Below are 18,574 nucleotides of genomic sequence, written 5' to 3'. Positions count from 1 at the left end.
TCAGCACGTTCCGTGCCGATGGTTACGGTTGCCCGTCGTAACGGGCCGCGTGGTAAGAACTCCTCACGTAGGGGCCGCTCTCCACATGGGCAAACCCCGTGGCCAGGGCCGCTGCCCGGTATCTTTCGAAACATTCAGGAGGAATGAATTCCCTGACGGGATGGTGGCTCTTGCTGGGGGCCAGGTATTGGCCGATGCTGAGGTAGGAACACCCCACCGACCGCAGGTCGGCGAAAACCGCCAGCACCTCCTCCTCCGCCTCGCCGAGGCCGAGCATGATTCCCGACTTGCTCCGCACGACAGAGTCCAGTTCACGCAGGGTCCGGAGCACTCCAAGGGAGCGGCCGTAGTCGGCCCCGGCCCGGATCTGGTAGAGGCGCGGCACCGTCTCGACATTGTGGCCGATGATGGCCGGCGCCGAGGCGACGACCCGGGCGAGGCTCTCGCGGTTGCCGAGGAAATCGGGAATGAGGAGTTCCACCGTGGTGGCGGGAGACGCACTCCGGATGGCGGCGACGGTCTCGGCATAGTGGCCGGCGCCGCCGTCGGGGAGGTCGTCGCGGGTGGGGCTTGTGATGACCACGTGGGAAAGGCCGAGACGGCGGATCGCCTCCGCCACCCGGGCCGGCTCGCCGGAATCGGGGGGGAGAGGTGTCTGTTTCGTCACGTTACAAAAGGAGCAGAGGCGGGTGCATGCGGCCCCCAGGATGAGGAAGGTCGCCTGCCGCTCCCGAAAACACTCGGTAATGTTGGGGCAGCGGGCCTCCTGACAAACCGTGTGAAGGCGCAGCTCCCCCAGAAGCCCCTCCATGCCGGCGTGGGCTGCGGGGTTGATCTTCTTTTGCAGCCACTGGGGCTTGCGGACGATGGTCATGGCGTTTCTCCGTGCAGGTTCCAGGCAGCTTTTCCGTAACGCTCCGCGCCGAGGCGGGCCGCGGTCGCCTTTTCCTCGGCGGTGAGGAACGCAGAAACGAGGTCGACGCCGAGGCTTTCAGCAAAAGCGGCGACAAGCCGCTCCCGCAGCCATGCCGAATCAGCCGTCACCCCCAGTTGGGCAAGGCTCGTGGCCCCCTCCTGGAGGCCGGCGGGAGGCTGGCGAAAAAAGGGAAGTGCCTCGGCCAGGGCGCAACGCAACGGCACCGAGCCATGCTGGAAGATCACATCCTTCAGCCGCCGCTGGGCGTTGCCGCCGATCTTTCTCCCGCCGGAAACGATATCGTATTCTTCCTGGCCGGCAAAACAAAGGGGAGTTCGCACGCCTAAGCGCTTCCCTGGCGGTTGGGAATCCACGGCCCAGGATGCCTCGAACCCGAGAGTACCGTAAAAGCGAAGGAGGAAACCGGTGAGGGCCCGAAACGATTCCTTGACTCCCTGTGCGTCGGAAATATGGCGCGGGGCGCAGACCACGGCATAGGTCAACTCTGCGGCGTGGTAGATAACCCCGCCGCCGGTGATCCGCCGCACCACGGGAATGCCGGCGGCCGCGCACCGCTCCAGGTGAAGCGCATCCTCGGCCCGCTGGAACCGCCCCACGGAAAAAGCCGGTGGCTCCCACCCGTAGAGGCGGAGCACCGGCAGCGATGCAGCAGGGTCGAAATGGAGAAGGAGCGCCTCGTCCACCGCCATGTTGGCGGGGCCGTCCAGGGGGCCGGTGTCCACGAGGCGCCAGCGGGTCAGGTTGGGAGAACCATCAGCAGCCAAAGTAGCAGACATTCTGCTCCCGGGCCGCCTTGGTCTCGTCGAGGCGGGTGACCGGCATGGTCCGGGGCATCTCGGCAAAGGCGGCCGGGTCGGTCTCGACAAGTTCCGCCGCCTCGCGCATGACGGCGATGAAGGCGTCCAGGGTCTCCTTGCTCTCGGTCTCGGTGGGCTCGATCATGATCGCCTCCTTGACGATGAGCGGGAAGTAGACCGTGGGAGGATGGTAGCCCCGGTCGATGAGGAACTTGGCGATGTCGATGGCATGGACGCCGCTCTTCACCTGTCGGGCCGCCGAGAAGACGCACTCGTGCATGCAGGTCTGGTCATAGGGGAGATCATACACGTCCTTCAGGCGGCTCATGACATAGTTGGCGTTCAGCACCGCCTGCTCACTCACCTGGATGAGCCCGTCGCGGCCCAGCATAGTGATGTAGGCAAAGGCCTTGGCCATGACCCCGAAGTTGCCGAAGAAGCCAGAGGTACGGCCAATGCTTCCGTGGGCCGGGGCATCGACCCCGTAGCAGCCGTCATCGTATTTCACGATCCGGGGAGAGGGAAGGAAGGGGACCAGCTGCTTCTTCACCCCCACGGGACCGCTGCCGGGACCGCCCCCGCCGTGGGGGGTGCCGAAGGTCTTGTGAAGGTTCAGATGGATCACATCGAATCCCACGTCGCCGGGGCGGACCTTGCCGAGGATGGCGTTCAGGTTGGCGCCGTCATAGTACATGAGGGCGTCGTGGTCGTGGGCGATGTCGCAGATTTCCTGGATGTGAGGGTTGAAGAGCCCCAGGGTGTTGGGGCAGGTCATCATGACCGCCGCCACCTCGTCGGTCATCACCTCCCGGAATCTGTCCAGGTCCATGTCGCCGTAGGGGGCCGTCGGGACGGTGATGATCTCGTACCCCACCATGGCGGCGGAGGCCGGGTTGGTGCCGTGGGAAGAGTCGGGAACCACCACGTACCTCTTCTTGTTCCCCTTGGCCTCGTGGTAGGCGGCGATGAGCATGATGCCGGTCATCTCGCCGTGGGCGCCGGCCAGGGGTTGGGTGGTCACCTCGTCCATGCCGGTGATCTCGGCCAGAGTCGCCCCCAGTTCGTAGGCAAGCCCCAGGCACCCCTGGCTGAAGGAGGAGCCATGGGGAAGGAGCGGCACCATGGGATGGTAGGGGGCGAAGAGCTTGGCTGCCTCCTCCAGGGCCTTGGCGTTGTACTTCATGGTGCAAGAGCCCAGGGGGTAGAAGTTGGTGTCCACCGAGAAGTTGCGGCGGGAGAGCCCCGTGAAGTGGCGCACCACATCCAGTTCACTCGCCTCGGGGAGTGCCGCCGGCTCCTGCCGGCGCAGCGCAGCGGGAAGCTCCGGGGCAGCGGGGACGTCGCCAGCCGGAAGGCGCACCCCCCGGCGGCCGGGGACCGATTTTTCAAAAATCAGCTGCATAGGATACCCTCCAAATGCCGGGCCAGGGTGTCGATCTCGTCCCGGGTCCGCTTCTCGGTCACGGTCACCACGAGGCACCGTTCCATCTCCGGATAGTAGGGGCTCAGGGGGACGCCGGCGGCGACCCCTTTCCGCAGGAGCGCCGTGACCACCTCCTCGGCAATCGTGGGGAGACAGACGGTGAACTCGTTGAAGGTGGCGCCGCCGTTCATCACCTCGACCCCAGAGAGGGAGCCGAGGACCTTTTTCGCGTACTCGGCCTTGTCGTAGTTGAGCCGCGCCAGCTCCGCAAACCCCTGGGCGCCGAGACTGGAGAGAAAGATGAGCCCCCGCAGGGCGCAGAGGCTCTGGTTGCTGCAGATGTTGGAGGTGGCCTTGTGGCGCTTGATGTGCTGTTCCCGGGCCTGGAGGGTGAGGACGAAGCCCCGTTGCCCTTTTTTGTCCACAGTCTCGCCGATGATGCGCCCCGGCAGGTTGCGGATGTATTGTCTGCGACTGGCAATGAAGCCAAATGAGGGCCCCCCGAAGGAGAGGGGGTTGCCGAGGCTCTGGCCGTCGCCCACCACGATGTCGGCCCCCATGGCGCCGGGGCTCTCCACGAGCCCCAGGGCCACCGGATAGGAGGAAACCACCAGTAGCGCCCCGGCGGCTTGGGCGTCAGCGGCCAGCTTGCGAAAATCGCTCACGCTCCCGAAGAAGTTGGGGTTCTGGACGAGGACCGCGGCAGTGGCGTCGTCGATGGCGGCCCGGAGCCGCAGGTCGTCCTCCATGCCGAGCTTCGGCCCGATCTCCACCACCTCCACGTCCAGGTTGGCCAGGTAGGTCCGGACGATCTCCCGGTGGAAGGGATTCACGGCCCCGTCAATGACAAGGCGGTTGCGCCCCGTGATCCGCAGGGCCATCATGGCCGCCTCGGCCAGGGCCGTGCCGCCGTCGTAGAGGGAGGCGTTAGAAACATCCATCCCCGTGAGGCGGCAGATGGCGGTCTGGTACTCGAAGAGGGCCTGGAGGGTCCCCTGGGAGCATTCGGGCTGGTAGGGGGTGTAGGCGGTGTAGAATTCGGCCCGCCCCGAAAGGTGGTCCACCACGGCCGGGATCAGGTGGTCATAGTAGCCGCCTCCGACAAAGTGGGAGAGGTGCTGGGCGTTCTTCCCGGCCAGGTGCTCGAACCGGTTGAGCATCTCGAACTCGGACATCCCCGCCGGCAGATCGAACGACCGGGCCCGCAACCCCGGCGGGATCGGCCGAAACAGGTCGTCGATGCTCGCCGCTCCCATGGCGGCCAGCATCTCCCGCACCTCCTCCGGCGTGTTGGGACAGTAGCTGGCGGTGCTCATCCGAGGCTCCTCACGTACTCGTCATACTGGTCGCGGGTCATGAGCTTCTGGAGCTCGGCCGGATCCTCCATGTCCATAATGGCCATCCAGCCGGCGTCCTCGGCCGCCTCGTTGACGATCTCGGGGCGCTCTTCAAGGGCCTCGTTCACCTGGGTCACCGTGCCGGAAACCGGGGCGTAGATGTCGCTGGCCGCCTTGACCGACTCGATGGCCGCCAGGACCTCGAACTGCTTCACGGTCTTCCCCACCTTGGGAAGCTCCACGAAGGTCACATCCCCCAGCTGGTGGGCGGCATACTCGGTGATCCCCACCGACGCGACCCCTTCCTTGACCTTGACCCACTCGTGCTCCTTGGTGAAATAGGTTTCCATGGTTAATCCTCCTTATGGCTGAAAAACTGTCAGATGAAATAACACAGAGCAACAGAGCAACTGAGAAATCAACACGTCAGTCAAAAACCCTAAAACGAATTTTGCTGGATTTCTTCCCAGGAATTACTCTGTTGCTCCGTTGCTCTGTGTTGAAATGTTTTAAAGTAAATAGTCAGGAACGCAACGACCCGCCCCGATAGAACGGCAGCTCCACCACCGTCGCCTCCATGCTCACCTTCTCGTGAGTTATGGTGAGAGGTGCGCCGAGGGTGGCCACCGAGGGCTTCACGTATCCCATGCCGATGCCGCAGCCGAGCATGGGGGAGAAGACACCGCTCGTGACGGTGCCGGCCCGCTCCCCCTCGAAGTGGATTTCATAGTCGTGGCGGGGCGAACGGCGGGAAGTGACGTCAAAGGCCACCTTGAGCCGCTTCACCCCTTCGGCCCGCTGCTTCAGGAGCGCATCTTTCCCCACGAACGCCTTATCGAAGTTGACGAAGGCCTCCAGCCCCGCCTCGATGGGGGTGGTGGTCTCGTCGATATCGCTCCCGTAGAGGCTGTATCCCATCTCCAGCCGGAGCACATCCCGGGCGCCAAGGCCGGCGGGCTTCACCCGCTCGTCAGAGAGGAGCCGATTCCAGAGTTCCACGCTCTTTTCCGCGGGGAGGAATATCTCGTACCCCAGCTCGCCGGTATAGCCGGTGCGGCTCACGATGGCGTCGACACCGAGGACCTTGGTCCGGATAAACTTGAAGTAGGGGATGGTGGCGATTTCCTGGCCGACGACGCCGGAGAGGACCTCGCGGGCGAGGGGCCCCTGGAGGTCCAGCTTCCCGGTTGCGGCGGAGATGTCGCGGATCTCCCCGCCTGAAAGGCGGGCAGAGATGGCGGCGAAGTCTTTGGCGATGGTGGCAGCGTTCACCACCACCATGGCCTCGTCCTCGGCCAGGCGGAAGACGATGAGGTCGTCGATGACCCCGCCCTTTTCGTTCAGGAGAAAACCGTAGCGGGAGCGCCCCACCGGGATCGACGCCACCGAGAAGGTAAAGACGTCTTCAAGCCCCGAGGCGACGATGTCTCCCTTGAAGTGAAACTCTCCCATGTGGCAGATATCGAAGAGGGCCACCTTCTCCCGGCACCAGCGGTGCTCGGCAATGATCCCCTCGTACTGGATCGGCATGTTCCAACCGCCGAAGGGGGCCATGAGGGCGTTCAGTTTCTCGTGCTCAGCAGAAAGGGGAGTGTTCTTGAGGGGTTCCATGACAGGACCTCCAGCGGGTAAATTAAACAAGATACATAAAACTTGACTGTAATTCATTTGCCTGGCTTTGTAAAACACTATTGTACACCACAAAACCAGCGACGCCACCAGGTCAGACAAGAGAAAATATCGGCGGTTACTCTACCTCCAGCTCCTTCACCCGCAACTCCTCCCCCGACACAACTCTTATGCCGTAGGCGCCACAGGTTGGACAGGGGTCGAAGTAGCCGCGAACCGGAAATTCCTTTCCGCAGGAGGTGCATTCCCCTTGCCCCGGCATCCGCTCGATGACGAGCCGGGCACCCTCCAGAAGGGTGTCCCGCGTGCAGGCCTCGAAGCAGAACTCGACCGCATCGGGGACCACGCCGGAGAGGTCGCCGATTTCCAGGGTCACCGCCAGGACCCGCCGCCCTTCGGCGCTCTTCTCGCAGATCTCCACCACGCTCTGGGTTATGGACATCTCGTGCATCTGCATCTCCCCTTCCGCAAAGCCCCGAGGGCCGTTTGTGCTTGAACGGGCATGATAGCAGAGCCGCCTCTCCGGGGAAAGAAAGGGATATACTTCCTTGTCTCCACCGGCATGGGTAAGGTATACTTCCGCGGTATTTCACGCCGTTCTCCCCGAGGTTATCCATGACCCTCAATACCAGGCTGGTGATGATCATGCTGACGCTCCTGGTCATCGCAGTCTTCACCCTCTTCTTCCTGAACCAGTACAGCCAGAACGAGATGGTGCAGGAGATCCAGGAAAGCTCCACCATGGTGACCAAGGCCCTCCAGATGAGCATCGAGGACCTCACCTCCGAGTACGAGCCCGACCGCGGCCGCCTCACGGAGTACATGAAGGAGGCGAAGGTCAAGGGGGTCAGGGAGATCAACATTTTCAGCAACGAAGGGGAGATCATCGACTCTTCCAACCCGGCGAAGATCGGGAAGAAGCGTGAGATCAAGAAGCTTGAGAAGGGGCTCAAGGTTTCCCCCGGAACGAAAACCGACGCGGGGTCGTCGCGGGCCTACGACCTGGTCGTTCCGGTCATCGTCGGCGACGAACAGCTGGGCTACGTGCAGATCAACCTCCTCCTCGACAACATCCGCACCATCCAGCACGAGAACTTCGTCAACCGGGTGGTGGCCACCTCCCTGGTCTTTCTCCTCGGCATCTCCATCACCATATTCCTGGCAAAGCGCTACACCGCCCCCATCAACAACCTGGCGGACGGGGTGCGGCGGGTGGCCGACGGGGACCTCTCGGTCACCTTCCCGGTGACAACGGGGGACGAGATCGGCGAACTGGCTACAAACTTCAACGAGATGGTGGAGAAACTCCGGGAGCGGGAGATCCTCGAAAAGCGGCTCTACGAGGCCGAGCACCTCTCCCGGGTGGGGCAGCTCGCTTCCGGGATCGCCCATGAGATCAGGAACCCCCTCAACTACATCAGCCTCGCCATCGACCACCTGAAGAGCGAGTTTACGGCCGCCTGCCCCGACAAGACGGAGCGGGTCGTCCCCATCGCAGACAAAATCAAGGAGGAGGTGCGGCGGGCCAACTACATGGTGGTAAACTTCATGAACTTCGGCCGCCCCCTGAAGCTGCGGATAGCGGAGATCTCCTACGCGGAACTCATCGAAAAGGCCCTGCCGCTGCTCCAGGAAAAGCTCACGGAGCAGCGGGTCACGGTTCGCACCGACATCCCTCCCGATCTTCCCCCCATGCGGGCCGACGGGGAGATGCTCCGCAACTGCATTTTCAACTTCGTCACCAACGCCGCCCAGGCCATGCCCGACGGCGGCACCGTCACCCTCGGCGCCACCCACGACCGGGAGCAGAAGCGTTTTCTCCTCACCTTCAGCGACGAGGGGTGCGGCATCCGGGAGGAGGACCTGGCGAAGGTCTTCCAGCCTTGGTACACTACCCGCGAGGCCGGCATCGGCCTCGGCCTTGCCATCACCGAGCGGATCGTCCGGGAGCATGGGGGAGAGATCAGGGTGGCGAGCAGTGCCGGCAAGGGGACGACGTTTACGGTGCTTCTCCCCGGAGGGGAGAAGCCGGGATCGGGGACCAGGGACCGGGGACCAGGAAAAGACTAGAAACAAACGACAGGGATCTAGCATGGGAAGAGGGATTGGGAGCAAAATCAGGTTTTACGTTACTGGTCCCCGGTCCCGGCCTTTGCCGGTCCCTGTCTCCGAAGGAGACCAATGACCGGAACCATTCTTATAGTTGACGACGAACGGGCGCAGCGGGAAATCCTCCAGACGATCCTGGAAGGGGAAGGGTACCGCGTGACAGCGGTTCCCGGAGGGCGCGAGGCCCTGGAGCAGCTCGAAACGAGTGAGTTCGACGTGATCCTCACGGACCTGAAGATGCAGGGGATGTCAGGGATGGAGCTCCTGGAGCGGATCCTGGAGGCCGACCCCCGCCAATGCGCCATCATGATGACCGCCCACGGCACCGTGGACTCGGCGGTGGAGGCCATGAAGAAGGGGGCCTTCGATTATCTGGAAAAACCCCTGGAGCGGGACAACCTCCTCCTCACCCTGCGCCGCGCCTTCGAGCGGGTGAATCTCCTGCGGGAGAACCGGGTCCTCCAAAAACGGCTCAAGGAAACGAGCGGCATTCCCAACATCATCGGCGAACACCCGAAGATGCGGGAGGTCTTCCGGATTGTCACCAAGATCGCCCCCACCGCCTCCACGGTCCTCATCTACGGCGAGTCGGGGACCGGCAAGGAACTGGTGGCCAAGGCTATCCACGACGGGAGCCCCCGGAAAGAAAAGCCCTTTTTCGCCATCAACTGCGCCGCCATCCCCGAAAGCCTCATGGAGAGCGAGCTCTTCGGCCACGAGAAGGGGGCCTTCACCGGCGCCAGCTCCCGGGAGCTGGGGATCTTCGAGGCGGCCGACGGCGGCACGGTCTTTCTGGACGAGATCGGCGAGATGAGCGTGGCCATGCAGGCGAAGCTCCTGCGGGCCATCCAGTCCAAGGAGATCCGCCGGGTGGGGGGAAAGGTGAACATCCCCGTGGACGTACGGATCGTCTCCGCCACCAACCGGGACCTGGAAGCGGAGATCAAGCGGGGAGGCTTCCGGGAGGACCTCTTCTACCGCCTGAACGTGATCCGGATCACCCTCCCCCCCCTGCGGGAACGGGGAAGCGACGTCGCGGCCCTGGCCGACTTCTTCGTGAAAAAGTGCAGCGCCCAGACGGGGATCACCGTCAGGGGGATCGCCAAGCCGGCCCTGAAGCTCATCATGGATTACAGCTGGCCCGGCAACGTCCGGCAGTTGGAATCGGTCATCGAGCGGGGGGCGCTCATGGCGGAAAGCGACCTGATCCAGCCGGAAGACCTGCCGGCCGAGATCACCGAGGGGCTTTCCCGGGCGGGTTGGCTCCCCTTCGAGCTTCCCCCCGACGGAATCCAGTTCGATGAGCTGGAGCGCAACCTCATCATCAAGGCCATGGAACGGGCCGACTGGGTCATCGCCAAGGCGGCTCCGCTTCTGGGCATGAGCTACAAGACGCTTCAGTACCGGCTGGAGAAGTTCGAGATAGGCCGGGACCGGGGAACGGGGAACGGGGACCAGTAAGAACCTTACAATTTTTTCAGCACATACGAAAACGCCATCAACCAGTCAAATACGGGGGATGCAACGACCGACCGTGGATCAAGGGTTTTCCCGGTCCCCGGTCCCCGGTCCCGGAGGTTTCAATGGACTTCACCAAGGGCATGCACCGTTTTACCGTTGTCCCGTCGCTGACCGGCGAACTGGCCAGACTCCAGACCATCGCCTACAACCTCTGGTGGACCTGGGAGCCCGAGGCGGTGGAGCTCTTCAAGCGACTCGACATCGACCTCTGGCAGCAGACCCGCCACAACCCGGTGGAGATGCTCGGCATCCTCCAGCAGACCACCCTCGACAAGCTCACCACCGACGAGGGATTCATGTCCCAATTGAAACAGGTGGATGAGAAGTTCCGGGAATACCTCTCGGCCAGGACCTGGTTCGAGCGGACCTGCAACGGCGGCAGGCCCATGAGCGTCGCTTACTTCTCCATGGAGTTCGGTATCCACGAGTCGCTCCCCACCTATTCGGGGGGGCTCGGAATCCTGGCCGGCGACCACTTGAAGTCGGCCAGCGACCTGGGGATTCCCCTGGTAGGAGTCGGACTCCTCTACCGGCAGGGCTACTTCCGCCAGTACCTGAACATTGAGGGGTGGCAGCAGGAACTCTACCCCGAAAACGACTTCTACAACCTCCCCCTCACCCTGGAGCGGGATGCTTCCGGCGCCCCCCTGACCGTGGAACTCAACATGCCAAGCCGCAAGGTGACGGCCCACATCTGGCGAGTTCAGGTGGGGCGGATCCCCCTCTACCTCCTGGACACGAACCTGGAGGAGAACGCCCCCGAGGACCGGGAGATCACGGCCCAGCTCTACGGCGGCGACCTGGAGATGCGGATCCGGCAGGAGATCCTCCTGGGGATCGGCGGCATCCGGGCCCTCCACCTCCTTGGGATCACCCCCAACGTCTGCCACATGAACGAGGGGCACGCGGCGTTCCTGGCCCTGGAGCGGACCCGCCTCCTCATGGAAGAGCACGGCATCCGCTTCGCCGAGGCCATGGAGGCGGTGCGGGCCGGCAACGTCTTCACCACCCACACGCCGGTGGATGCCGGCATCGACCACTTCCCCCCCGATCTCCTGGAGAAGTACCTGGGGCGCTACTACCGCTTCCTGGGCCTCTCCCGGGACGAGTTCCTGGCCCTGGGACGAATCAACCCCAAGAACTCCCACGAAGCGTTCTGCATGGCGGTCCTGGCCCTCAAGCTGGCCGACCATGCCAACGGCGTCTCCCAGCTCCATGGCGAGGTGTCGCGGCTCATGTGGAAGAACCTCTGGCCCGAGCTCCCCGACGAACATATCCCCATCACCTCGGTCACCAACGGAGTCCACACCAAGACCTGGCTCTCCAACGAGATGGCAGGGCTCCTCACCCGGTATCTCGGCAACCGCTGGCGTGAGGACGCCACGGACCCCCTCCTCTGGAAGCGGGTCGCCCACATCCCCGAATCGGAACTCTGGCGGACCCACGAACGGTGCCGCGAGCGGCTCGTCCTCTTCGCCCGCCGCCGCCTCAAGGACCACCTGAAGCAGGTGGGGGCCACGGCAAAAGAGATCGCCCAGGCCGACGAGGTTCTCGACCCTGAGGCCCTCACCATCGGCTTTGCCCGCCGCTTCGCCACCTACAAGCGCGGGACCCTCCTCTTCCGGGACCTGGCACGGCTGGAAAAAATCCTCGCCAGCACCGACCGGCCGGTGCAGATCATCTTTGCCGGCAAGGCCCACCCCCACGACACCGAGGGGAAAGAACTGATCCGGGAGATTTTCCAGCATTCCCTCGACAGCCGGTTCCGGGGACGGATCGTCTTCATCGAGGACTACGACATGGCCGTGGCCCGGCACCTGGTCCAGGGGGTCGACGTCTGGCTCAACACCCCCCGCCGCCCCCTGGAGGCCAGCGGTACCAGCGGCATGAAGGTGGCCTTCAACGGCGGCCTCAACATGAGCATCCTCGACGGCTGGTGGCCCGAGGGGTACCAGGGGAACAACGGCTGGGCCATCGGCAAGGGTGAGGTCTACGACGACCTCGATTACCAGAACGAGGTGGAGGGACGGGCCATCTACGACCTGCTGGAGAAAGAAGTGGTCCCCCTCTTCTACGACCGGGGCCCCGACGGCATTCCCCGCGGCTGGCTTGCCTTCATGAAGGCAAGCCTCCAGACTCTCTGCCCCCTCTTCAGCACCGAGCGGATGGTTCAGGAGTACGCCAGGACCATGTACCGTCCCTCCTTCGCCCACTGGGAAATGCTCTCGGCGGACGGCCTGGCCCTGGCAGTGGATCTCGCCGGATGGAAGGGGGATATCCGCCGCACCTGGCACCAGGTAAGGATCGCGGGGATCGAAGCCAAGACCCCCGCCGAGGTCCCGTTGGGGGCGGTAATCCCGGTGACGGTGAACATTATCCTCGGCGATATCCCCCCCGACCAGCTTTCCGCGGATCTCTACTGCGGGGTCCTGGACTCCCGGGGGAACATCGTCGGAGGAGAGCTGGTTCCCCTTGCCTGGGAAGAAGCGACAGGGGACGGTGCCCACCGCTTCTACGGCGAGATCGAGAGCCGTTTCTGCGGCAGGCACGGCTTCATGGTGCGGGTCATGCCCCGCCACCCGAAGCTGGGGCCGGTCTACGAGCAGGGGAGCATTGCATGGGGGTAAAGACCGGGACCGGGGATCGGGGACCAGGGATCGGAAACATCCTGGTCGCGCAGCCTGGGGTCTCTCCCTTCAAGTTTCTGCCGTTTCGGCCGATACGTATGACATGATCATCACCCAGGACATAGCCCGGATCGCCCAGGCCCTCCTCAAGGACACCACCGGTTCCCTGGTGGAGGCCACCTGGCAGTCCCTCACCCCCCTGAACCTCACGCCGGGGCAGATGGTCCACGGCGAGGTCATGGCGAATTTCGCCAACAGCCGCTACCTGGTGAGAATCGCCAACGAGCTCCTCCACATGGAGCTTCCCCTCAACCTCCAGCCGGGCCAGGCAGTGGAGCTCACCTACGTCACCGACGAGCCCCGGCTGCTCTTTGCCCTGTCGAAGTCGGGCAATTCCGCGACGCCCGTCCAGATCAGCGACACAGGGCGCTGGCTCAACACCCTGGCCCAGGGGACCGGCGGCACGCAGGTCGCGAGCCCTCTCCCCCGCCCTTCCCTCGTGATTTCAGGCCCCCCACGGGACCCGGCCCTCCTGGCGGAGGGGCTGAAAAACGTCCTCAGCCGGAGCGGAGTCTTCTACGAATCCCACCTGGCCCAGTGGGTGCAGGGGGAATATCCCCTTACCGACCTCCTCCGGGAGCCCCAGGGGCAACTCTCCCCCCTTGCCGGCCGGCTCCCGGCCGAGGGAAACGGGGCAACCACGACACTTCAGGGCGTCCGGGTTTCTCCTGGCGAGACGCCACCGGCGCCGGCGCCTCCAGCTGTGACGCCAGGACTACCTCTCGAGGAAGGCGTCACTCCACCCCCCCCACGAACCATCGCGGAGGGGAGTCCGTCCGCACCAGGGAACGCCGCCCCCGACGCGGCACCCCGGCAGGGGGAAACTCCGCCCTCTCCCGACACCCCGAAAGCGGGCCAGACGACCTCAGCCGCGCCCCGAGACCCCCTTCCCCAAACGGCCATTTCGCCCCAGAACCAGCCCCCGGCCCCGGGACGGCCAGGAGCGCCTGCACCTCTCCCTGCGGAGCCTCAGGGAGGCATGGCCACGACCTCACCGGACCCCGAGACCGTCGACGCACCGCCGGCCGCCCCGCAAAACGCAGCGGCACCGACCGGAGCCCCCCTGCCAAAATCAGTTGGTGAGGTTCCCGGTCAACAGCCTGCAACGACGGTTCTCCAGGGGGGGCAGCCACCTCAACCGCGGGACGCCGTTGTCCCGAACCCTACGGAATTCGGACACCCCGCCCCGGCATCATCCCCGGACGCACGCCCCCAGACAGAAGGCCACCCACAGTCCCTCCTTAGGGACGGAGCAGCAGCCACATCCCCCGGCAGGGCTTCCTCTCCTCCCCCCCTCCCCGCAACGCTGGAGGGAGGAGCACGGGCCGCGATTACCGGAGAGACCGCGCCAACCAGCCGGGAAGCACTGGGCCGGCTGGCGGAGCCACCGCCTCCCGCAGGCATTGAGTCCCAGACCATCCCCATCATCAAGGAGCAGCTCGCCACCCTCACCACCGGGGTCTTCACCTGGTTCGGCCAGGCCTGGCCCGGCCAGGACATGGAGTGGAAGGTGGAGGAGCGGGAGGCGGAAGGGGGTAAAGGGGAGCGGTCGTGGCTGACCGAGGTGGGGGTGGAGCTGCCAAGCCTGGGGGCTGTCCGGGCAACCCTCCGTGCAGGAAAGGAGGGGATCGGTGTGACCCTGGTTGCGGAAGAGGGACGGACGGCGGAGATTCTCGCGGCAGGGCAGAATGGCCTTGAGGAGCGGTTCGGCGCCGCAGGGCTGAGGCTTGGCGGTTTTACGGTGAGAGATGGATCACAGTGAACGGGAAAAAAAGGCGGTGGCCCTCTCCTACCGGGAGGGGCAGTATGCGCCGCAGGTGGTGGCAAAGGGGCACGGGGTGACCGCCGAGGCGATCATCGCCTGCGCCCGGGAGGCGGGGGTGTTCGTCCATGAGTCTCCGGCCCTTGTGAGCCAGCTCATGCAGGTGGACATCGACCACTACATCCCCCCCGAGCTCTACCGGGCGGTGGCGGAGCTGCTCGCCTGGCTCTACTGGCTGGAGCAGGAGGAGGGACGCGACGGGAAACCGTGACCTGGCGTGAGGCGGTCTTTTGTGTTGCCCGCGAGGGAAAAACCCGTTATTCTTCGGGGTCGTCTCTCACGATTCCAGAAAGAAAGACCGCTCGATGCAACGCATAGTCCTCCTGCTGTTCATACTCGGCACTTCCCTCCTGGCGGCCTGTACCACCATGGTCCCCCGGGAGAAGCTCCCCTACCCTATCACCGACGCCAGCTTCGGCGATCCGGTCAAGGTGGTGACCATTCCGCTGCCGGTCATCGCCACAAGCCCCAACGAGGGGGCCATCCTCGGCGGCCTGACTGCCTTCCTCCTCCATAACGCCCGGGACGAGGTGAGTACCCTCATCGCCCCGCAGGTAAACTACAACGCCAACTTCGGCACCACCTTTTCCCTCTACGGCGCCTTCTTTCCGCTCCCCAACCGGAATTGGGAGTTCAACCTCTCCAAGTCGACCAAGGTCAACGAGGACTACGAAGTCAGGCTCCGGGACAAGACCTTTCTTGACGGCAAGCTGGAGACCAACGCCTTCATCTACAACTTCACCGACGGCTCGGCCCGGTTCTTTGGCTTCCAGTCGGACAGCAGAAAAGAGGACGAGACCAACTACGCCGACAAGGAATACGGCTTCACCCTGGGGGTCGGCTACGACATCATCGACCACCTCCAACTGGTCGTCGGCGAGCGTTTCCGTCAGGTCTCCATCAGACGCGGCGCCGTTTCAAAACTCCCCTCCATCCGCGACCGCTTCACCGAAAACCAGGTACCGGGAATCAACGGTTTCACCGCCCATGCCCAGAAGCTCTCCCTCATCTACAACACCCTCGATTCCCGCGACATGCCCACCCGAGGGCTCTACGCCAAGGCGGCCATCGAAGGGAGCGCGGAATTCCTTGGAAGCGACGCCAGCTACCGCCACTACGAGGCAGAACTCAAAGGGTATTTCCCCCTGAAGGAAGCCCGTTACATCACCGTGGCGCGGGTTGCCTACAACCAGACCCTGGGGAGCGACGTCCCCTTTCTGGAGCGGAGCATCCTCGGCGGCGAGTCCACCCTGCGGGGGTACGGCCGCAACCGCTTCATCGATTCCAGCTACTTCCTCTGCAACCTGGAGGAGCGGATCCGTCTCTTCCGCTGGAGCGTCTTCGACGTAAACACCGACTGGGAAGTGGCCCCCTTTATCGACCTGGGGGCGGTGATGGAGTCCTTGGACAAAACCAGAAGTAAAAACTTCGAGTTCAACCCCGGTATCGGTTTCCGGGCCGTGGTCCGCCCCAACATCGTGGGCCGGGTCGACATCGGCGTCGGCAGCGACGGGCCGGCGGTCTTTGTGGGGCTGGGGTATCCGTTCTAGACCATCCTCCCACGATCCCGCATAACCGATCCCTGCCGTGTCCCCCGTCGCGTCAGTTCGGCATCGACGGCATCAAGCACCTCCCCCTTCCGCAAGGACCAATCCGGCGCCACCAGGTGGTCGGCGGGGGCATCCCCCACAAGGCGATGGATGACGATGCGGGGATCGAGCCGTTCCAGGAAATCGCAGACGATATCCACGTAGGCGTCCCGCTCCAGGCACCGCACCTCTCCCCGCAGGTACATCTCCTCAAGCGCTGTCCCCTTCATCACGTGGAGCTGGTGAAGCTTCACCCCCTCCACGCCGAGTCCGTTCAATATTTCAGCAGTTGCCAGCATCTCCTCCCGCGACTCCCCCGGCAGCCCCAGGATCACATGGGCGCAGACCCGGATTCCCCACTCCCGGCTCCGGGCCACGGCATCGGCAAAGGCGGCGAAGTCGTGGCCCCGGTTGATGAGCGCCAAGGTCCGATCCAGGGGGGATTGAAGACCCAACTCCAGCCAGAAATAGGTGCGGCGGGCATACCCGGCCAGGAGATCGAGAACCTCAGGGGGGAGGCAGTCGGGGCGGGTGCCGACGATGAGGCCGGCCACGTCGGGCACCGACAGGGCCTCATCGTAAAGGGAGCGAAGCCGCTCCACGGGGGCGTAGGTGTTGGAGTAGGCCTGAAAGTAGGCAAGAAACCTGGCAGCACCGTAACGGCGGGCGAGAAACTCCTTCCCGTGGGCGAGTTGCCGGGCGACGGAGAGCTCCGGCCTGATGCCGAAGGAGCCGGACCCCTTACCGCCGCAGAAAATGCACCCTCCGGTACCGACTGCGCCGTCCCGGTTGGGGCAGGTGAAACCGGCATCAATCGAGATCCGCTGGACCCGGCAACCGAATATGTGGCGCAGCTCGTCGGAGAAGGCGGTATAGCGCCGCTCGGTCACTTGACCACCTCGAAAACCTTCAGCTTATCGTTCCACGTATACCCCGCGCCGCTCCAGATGGTCTCGATGGTCTTCCAGTCGAGGCCGAGACCCTTCATCTCTTCGCACAGGTAGTAGGCGGGCATAATTTCGTTGTCGTCAATCCTGCCGTCGCCATTGGTGTCGGCCCAGTGGCGGCCATTGACAACAATCCGCGCCGGACCGCCGATGATCCCCCGGCGGGTTGCCTTCCCGTGGCTCAGGATGACCTCTCCGCCAAAGTCGGCCTGGCTCCCCAGGAGAAGCGTCCGGGGCGCCGTGAGGGTATACGAAATGGTGACAGGACCGGTACCGCCGGGAGGGATGAGCCATTTCACCTCCCGTTCCCCCGCCTCTCCTGCCACCGGGGGATTGGAGGCAACAAACCGCCAGCCGGCAGGAATCCGCTCCTTAACGATGAATCCGCTCTTCTCGCCGTCGCGCCGGTCCACCTTCACTTGAACCGGAACGAGCTGTCCCGGTGCTCCAAAGGGGGGGAGGACCCTGGTCGCCACCAGCTCGGCGGCGCCACGGCGCGAGAGGACGGCCCCCACAATCAAGGCCACAAGGAGGGTGCCAAGGCCCACGGCGAGGACAAGGGGCGCTAGACGCTGTTTCCGCGGCGGCTGGAGCATGGGAACGGCTTCCGGCTCCGGTTCCGGCTCGGAAACCGGCTCCGGCTTGAGAATTTCCTCAAGGGAAACCTCCAGGGCCGTTGCCACCTTCTCGGCGTTGTCGCGCTTGATGGTGGGGTAGCGGTTGTTCTCCCACCGGGAAATAGTGTCGGTGGTGACTCCCACCACGCTTGCCACGTAGAGCTGGGTCAGTTTCTTGGCTTCGCGTATCCTTTTAATGGCCGTACCGTCGATGGCGACAATCGGGGGCACACTCCGTTCGCGTTCACTCTTTTCGTCCTGGGTTTCCATGGGGTGGCATTGTAGCAGGTTTTCCGAAAGTCACGGAAGCATTTTGCGTTCAGGCGCCAAGTGTTCAGCCACAGGCAAGAAACTTGCAATACGGATTCCCGTCCCGGGGCAATGCCCTGAGTAAAGCCTTCCTAAGGAGCTGACGCGATGGAACGTAAAATTCATGCCGCAGCTGTGGTGGCCATGCTGATCCTCGCTGCCGGAGCCGCCAGCGCCATCGAGACCATTACCTTTCCGAACCGGATCGGCCAGGTGAGCTTCCCCCACAAGAAGCACCAGGATGCCCTGGGCCAGTGCCGGGGATGTCACGAAACGGGACCGGGAAAGATCGACGGCTTCGACAAGGTGCTGGCCCACGGCAAAGGGTGCAAAGGGTGCCACGAAGCCATGAAGAGGGGGCCGGTCCTCTGCAAGGGATGTCACGGAGGTGGCTAACTCCTTGATTTTTTGTCTATGACGACCCGACATCGGGTCACATTCCGGTCGATATCGATACCAGAGGCATGGGATATCCCATACAATGACCCCATGCGGTTACACCACCACACACCGAAAGGAGATGTACCATGAAGCAACTGATTGCAGCAGTAGCCCTCACCATCTTTGCCGCCGGGGCGGCCATGGCGGCCGACACCCTCACTTTCCCCGCCAAGAACGGCAACGTGAGCTTCGGCCACAAGAAGCACCAGCAAGTAGCGGGAAGCTGTAAGGCATGCCACGAAAAGGCCCCCGGCAAGATCGAAGGGTTCGGCAAGGACTGGGCCCACAAGACCTGCAAAGGGTGCCACGAGCAGAAGAAGGCCGGCCCCACCAAGTGCGGTGAGTGCCACAAGAAGTAATCTCTTCGGCCGAATCAGCCGAAACGGGGGGCGGAGCGATCCGCCCCTTT

At 64.0% G+C, this 18,574-nt stretch carries 17 protein-coding genes; 8 read left to right on the top strand and 9 right to left on the bottom strand.

What is annotated here, in order from left to right; genetic code table 11:
* Nucleotides 1–22 precede the first annotated feature (22 nt).
* From lipA to hypA, 7 genes are all read right to left on the bottom strand, one after another.
* A complete protein-coding gene (lipA, locus tag KJB29_RS06010; protein WP_215733812.1) occupies nt 23–874 on the bottom strand; it encodes a lipoyl synthase in 852 nt (283 codons plus the stop codon).
* The gene (locus KJB29_RS06005) at nt 871–1,713 is read right to left on the bottom strand and encodes a lipoate--protein ligase family protein (RefSeq protein WP_215733811.1); all 843 of its coding nucleotides are present in this window, start codon (nt 1,711–1,713) and stop codon (nt 871–873) included. Before KJB29_RS06005 ends, lipA begins: the two co-directional genes overlap by 4 nt.
* Nucleotides 1,691–3,136 carry an aminomethyl-transferring glycine dehydrogenase subunit GcvPB gene (gcvPB, locus tag KJB29_RS06000; RefSeq protein WP_215733810.1) on the bottom strand — a complete coding sequence of 482 codons (1,446 nt, stop codon included), beginning with the start codon at nt 3,134–3,136 and terminating at the stop codon, nt 1,691–1,693. The genes KJB29_RS06005 and gcvPB overlap by 23 nt, the downstream gene beginning before the upstream one ends.
* Complete coding sequence (gene gcvPA / locus KJB29_RS05995; protein ID WP_215733809.1) at nt 3,127–4,473, bottom strand: aminomethyl-transferring glycine dehydrogenase subunit GcvPA; 1,347 nt, start codon at nt 4,471–4,473, stop codon at nt 3,127–3,129. The genes gcvPB and gcvPA overlap by 10 nt, the downstream gene beginning before the upstream one ends.
* The gene (gene gcvH, locus KJB29_RS05990) at nt 4,470–4,844 is read right to left on the bottom strand and encodes a glycine cleavage system protein GcvH (RefSeq protein WP_215733808.1); all 375 of its coding nucleotides are present in this window, start codon (nt 4,842–4,844) and stop codon (nt 4,470–4,472) included. Before gcvH ends, gcvPA begins: the two co-directional genes overlap by 4 nt.
* A gap of 172 nt (nt 4,845–5,016) precedes the next feature.
* Nucleotides 5,017–6,105, bottom strand: a complete 1,089-nt coding sequence (gcvT, locus tag KJB29_RS05985) for a glycine cleavage system aminomethyltransferase GcvT (RefSeq protein WP_215733807.1) — start codon at nt 6,103–6,105, stop codon at nt 5,017–5,019.
* Between the two features lie 136 nt (nt 6,106–6,241).
* Nucleotides 6,242–6,574 carry a hydrogenase maturation nickel metallochaperone HypA gene (gene hypA, locus KJB29_RS05980; RefSeq protein ID WP_215733806.1) on the bottom strand — a complete coding sequence of 111 codons (333 nt, stop codon included), beginning with the start codon at nt 6,572–6,574 and terminating at the stop codon, nt 6,242–6,244.
* Nucleotides 6,575–6,738: 164 nt separating this feature from the next.
* Between hypA and KJB29_RS05975 the strand changes: the two genes are divergently transcribed.
* The 6 genes from KJB29_RS05975 (at nt 6,739) to KJB29_RS05950 (ending at nt 15,812) form a co-directional block, all read left to right on the top strand.
* Nucleotides 6,739–8,193, top strand: a complete 1,455-nt coding sequence (locus tag KJB29_RS05975; protein WP_215733805.1) for a sensor histidine kinase — start codon at nt 6,739–6,741, stop codon at nt 8,191–8,193.
* A gap of 111 nt (nt 8,194–8,304) precedes the next feature.
* Nucleotides 8,305–9,693 (top strand): sigma-54-dependent transcriptional regulator, encoded by a 1,389-nt coding sequence (locus KJB29_RS05970; protein ID WP_215733804.1) that lies wholly within the window; start codon nt 8,305–8,307, stop codon nt 9,691–9,693.
* 122 nt (nt 9,694–9,815) lie between these two features.
* Complete coding sequence (locus KJB29_RS05965; RefSeq protein ID WP_215733803.1) at nt 9,816–12,380, top strand: glycosyltransferase family 1 protein; 2,565 nt, start codon at nt 9,816–9,818, stop codon at nt 12,378–12,380.
* 103 nt (nt 12,381–12,483) lie between these two features.
* Entirely contained in the window at nt 12,484–14,202 is a 1,719-nt protein-coding gene (gene fliK, locus KJB29_RS05960; RefSeq protein WP_215733802.1) for a flagellar hook-length control protein FliK, read from the top strand.
* On the top strand, nt 14,189–14,473 hold the full coding sequence (locus tag KJB29_RS05955; RefSeq protein WP_004513877.1) for an EscU/YscU/HrcU family type III secretion system export apparatus switch protein: 285 nt from the start codon (nt 14,189–14,191) through the stop codon (nt 14,471–14,473). The genes fliK and KJB29_RS05955 overlap by 14 nt, the downstream gene beginning before the upstream one ends.
* Before the next feature lie 94 nt (nt 14,474–14,567).
* On the top strand, nt 14,568–15,812 hold the full coding sequence (locus KJB29_RS05950) for a BamA/TamA family outer membrane protein (RefSeq protein WP_215733801.1): 1,245 nt from the start codon (nt 14,568–14,570) through the stop codon (nt 15,810–15,812).
* Here KJB29_RS05950 and mnmL read toward each other — a convergent pair.
* A complete protein-coding gene (gene mnmL / locus KJB29_RS05945) occupies nt 15,809–16,741 on the bottom strand; it encodes a tRNA modification radical SAM protein MnmL/YtqA (RefSeq protein WP_215733800.1) in 933 nt (310 codons plus the stop codon). The genes KJB29_RS05950 and mnmL overlap by 4 nt on opposite strands.
* Nucleotides 16,738–17,685 carry a helix-turn-helix transcriptional regulator gene (locus KJB29_RS05940; RefSeq protein ID WP_215733799.1) on the bottom strand — a complete coding sequence of 316 codons (948 nt, stop codon included), beginning with the start codon at nt 17,683–17,685 and terminating at the stop codon, nt 16,738–16,740. The genes mnmL and KJB29_RS05940 overlap by 4 nt, the downstream gene beginning before the upstream one ends.
* 147 nt (nt 17,686–17,832) lie before the next feature.
* On the opposite strand from KJB29_RS05940, the gene KJB29_RS05935 reads away from it, so the two are divergent.
* Both KJB29_RS05935 and KJB29_RS05930 read left to right on the top strand, forming a co-directional pair.
* Nucleotides 17,833–18,120: a cytochrome c3 family protein gene (locus tag KJB29_RS05935; protein ID WP_215733798.1), complete on the top strand. Its 288-nt coding sequence runs from the start codon at nt 17,833–17,835 to the stop codon at nt 18,118–18,120.
* Between the two features lie 131 nt (nt 18,121–18,251).
* Nucleotides 18,252–18,524, top strand: a complete 273-nt coding sequence (locus tag KJB29_RS05930) for a cytochrome c7 (protein ID WP_004513882.1) — start codon at nt 18,252–18,254, stop codon at nt 18,522–18,524.
* Nucleotides 18,525–18,574: the final 50 nt, after the last annotated feature.

This window comes from Geobacter grbiciae (assembly GCF_018531165.1).
In the GTDB taxonomy this organism is placed as follows: domain Bacteria; phylum Desulfobacterota; class Desulfuromonadia; order Geobacterales; family Geobacteraceae; genus Geobacter; species Geobacter metallireducens.
The sequence above is the reverse complement of the archived record's forward strand: the minus strand, read 5'-3'. Positions and strand labels throughout refer to the sequence as shown.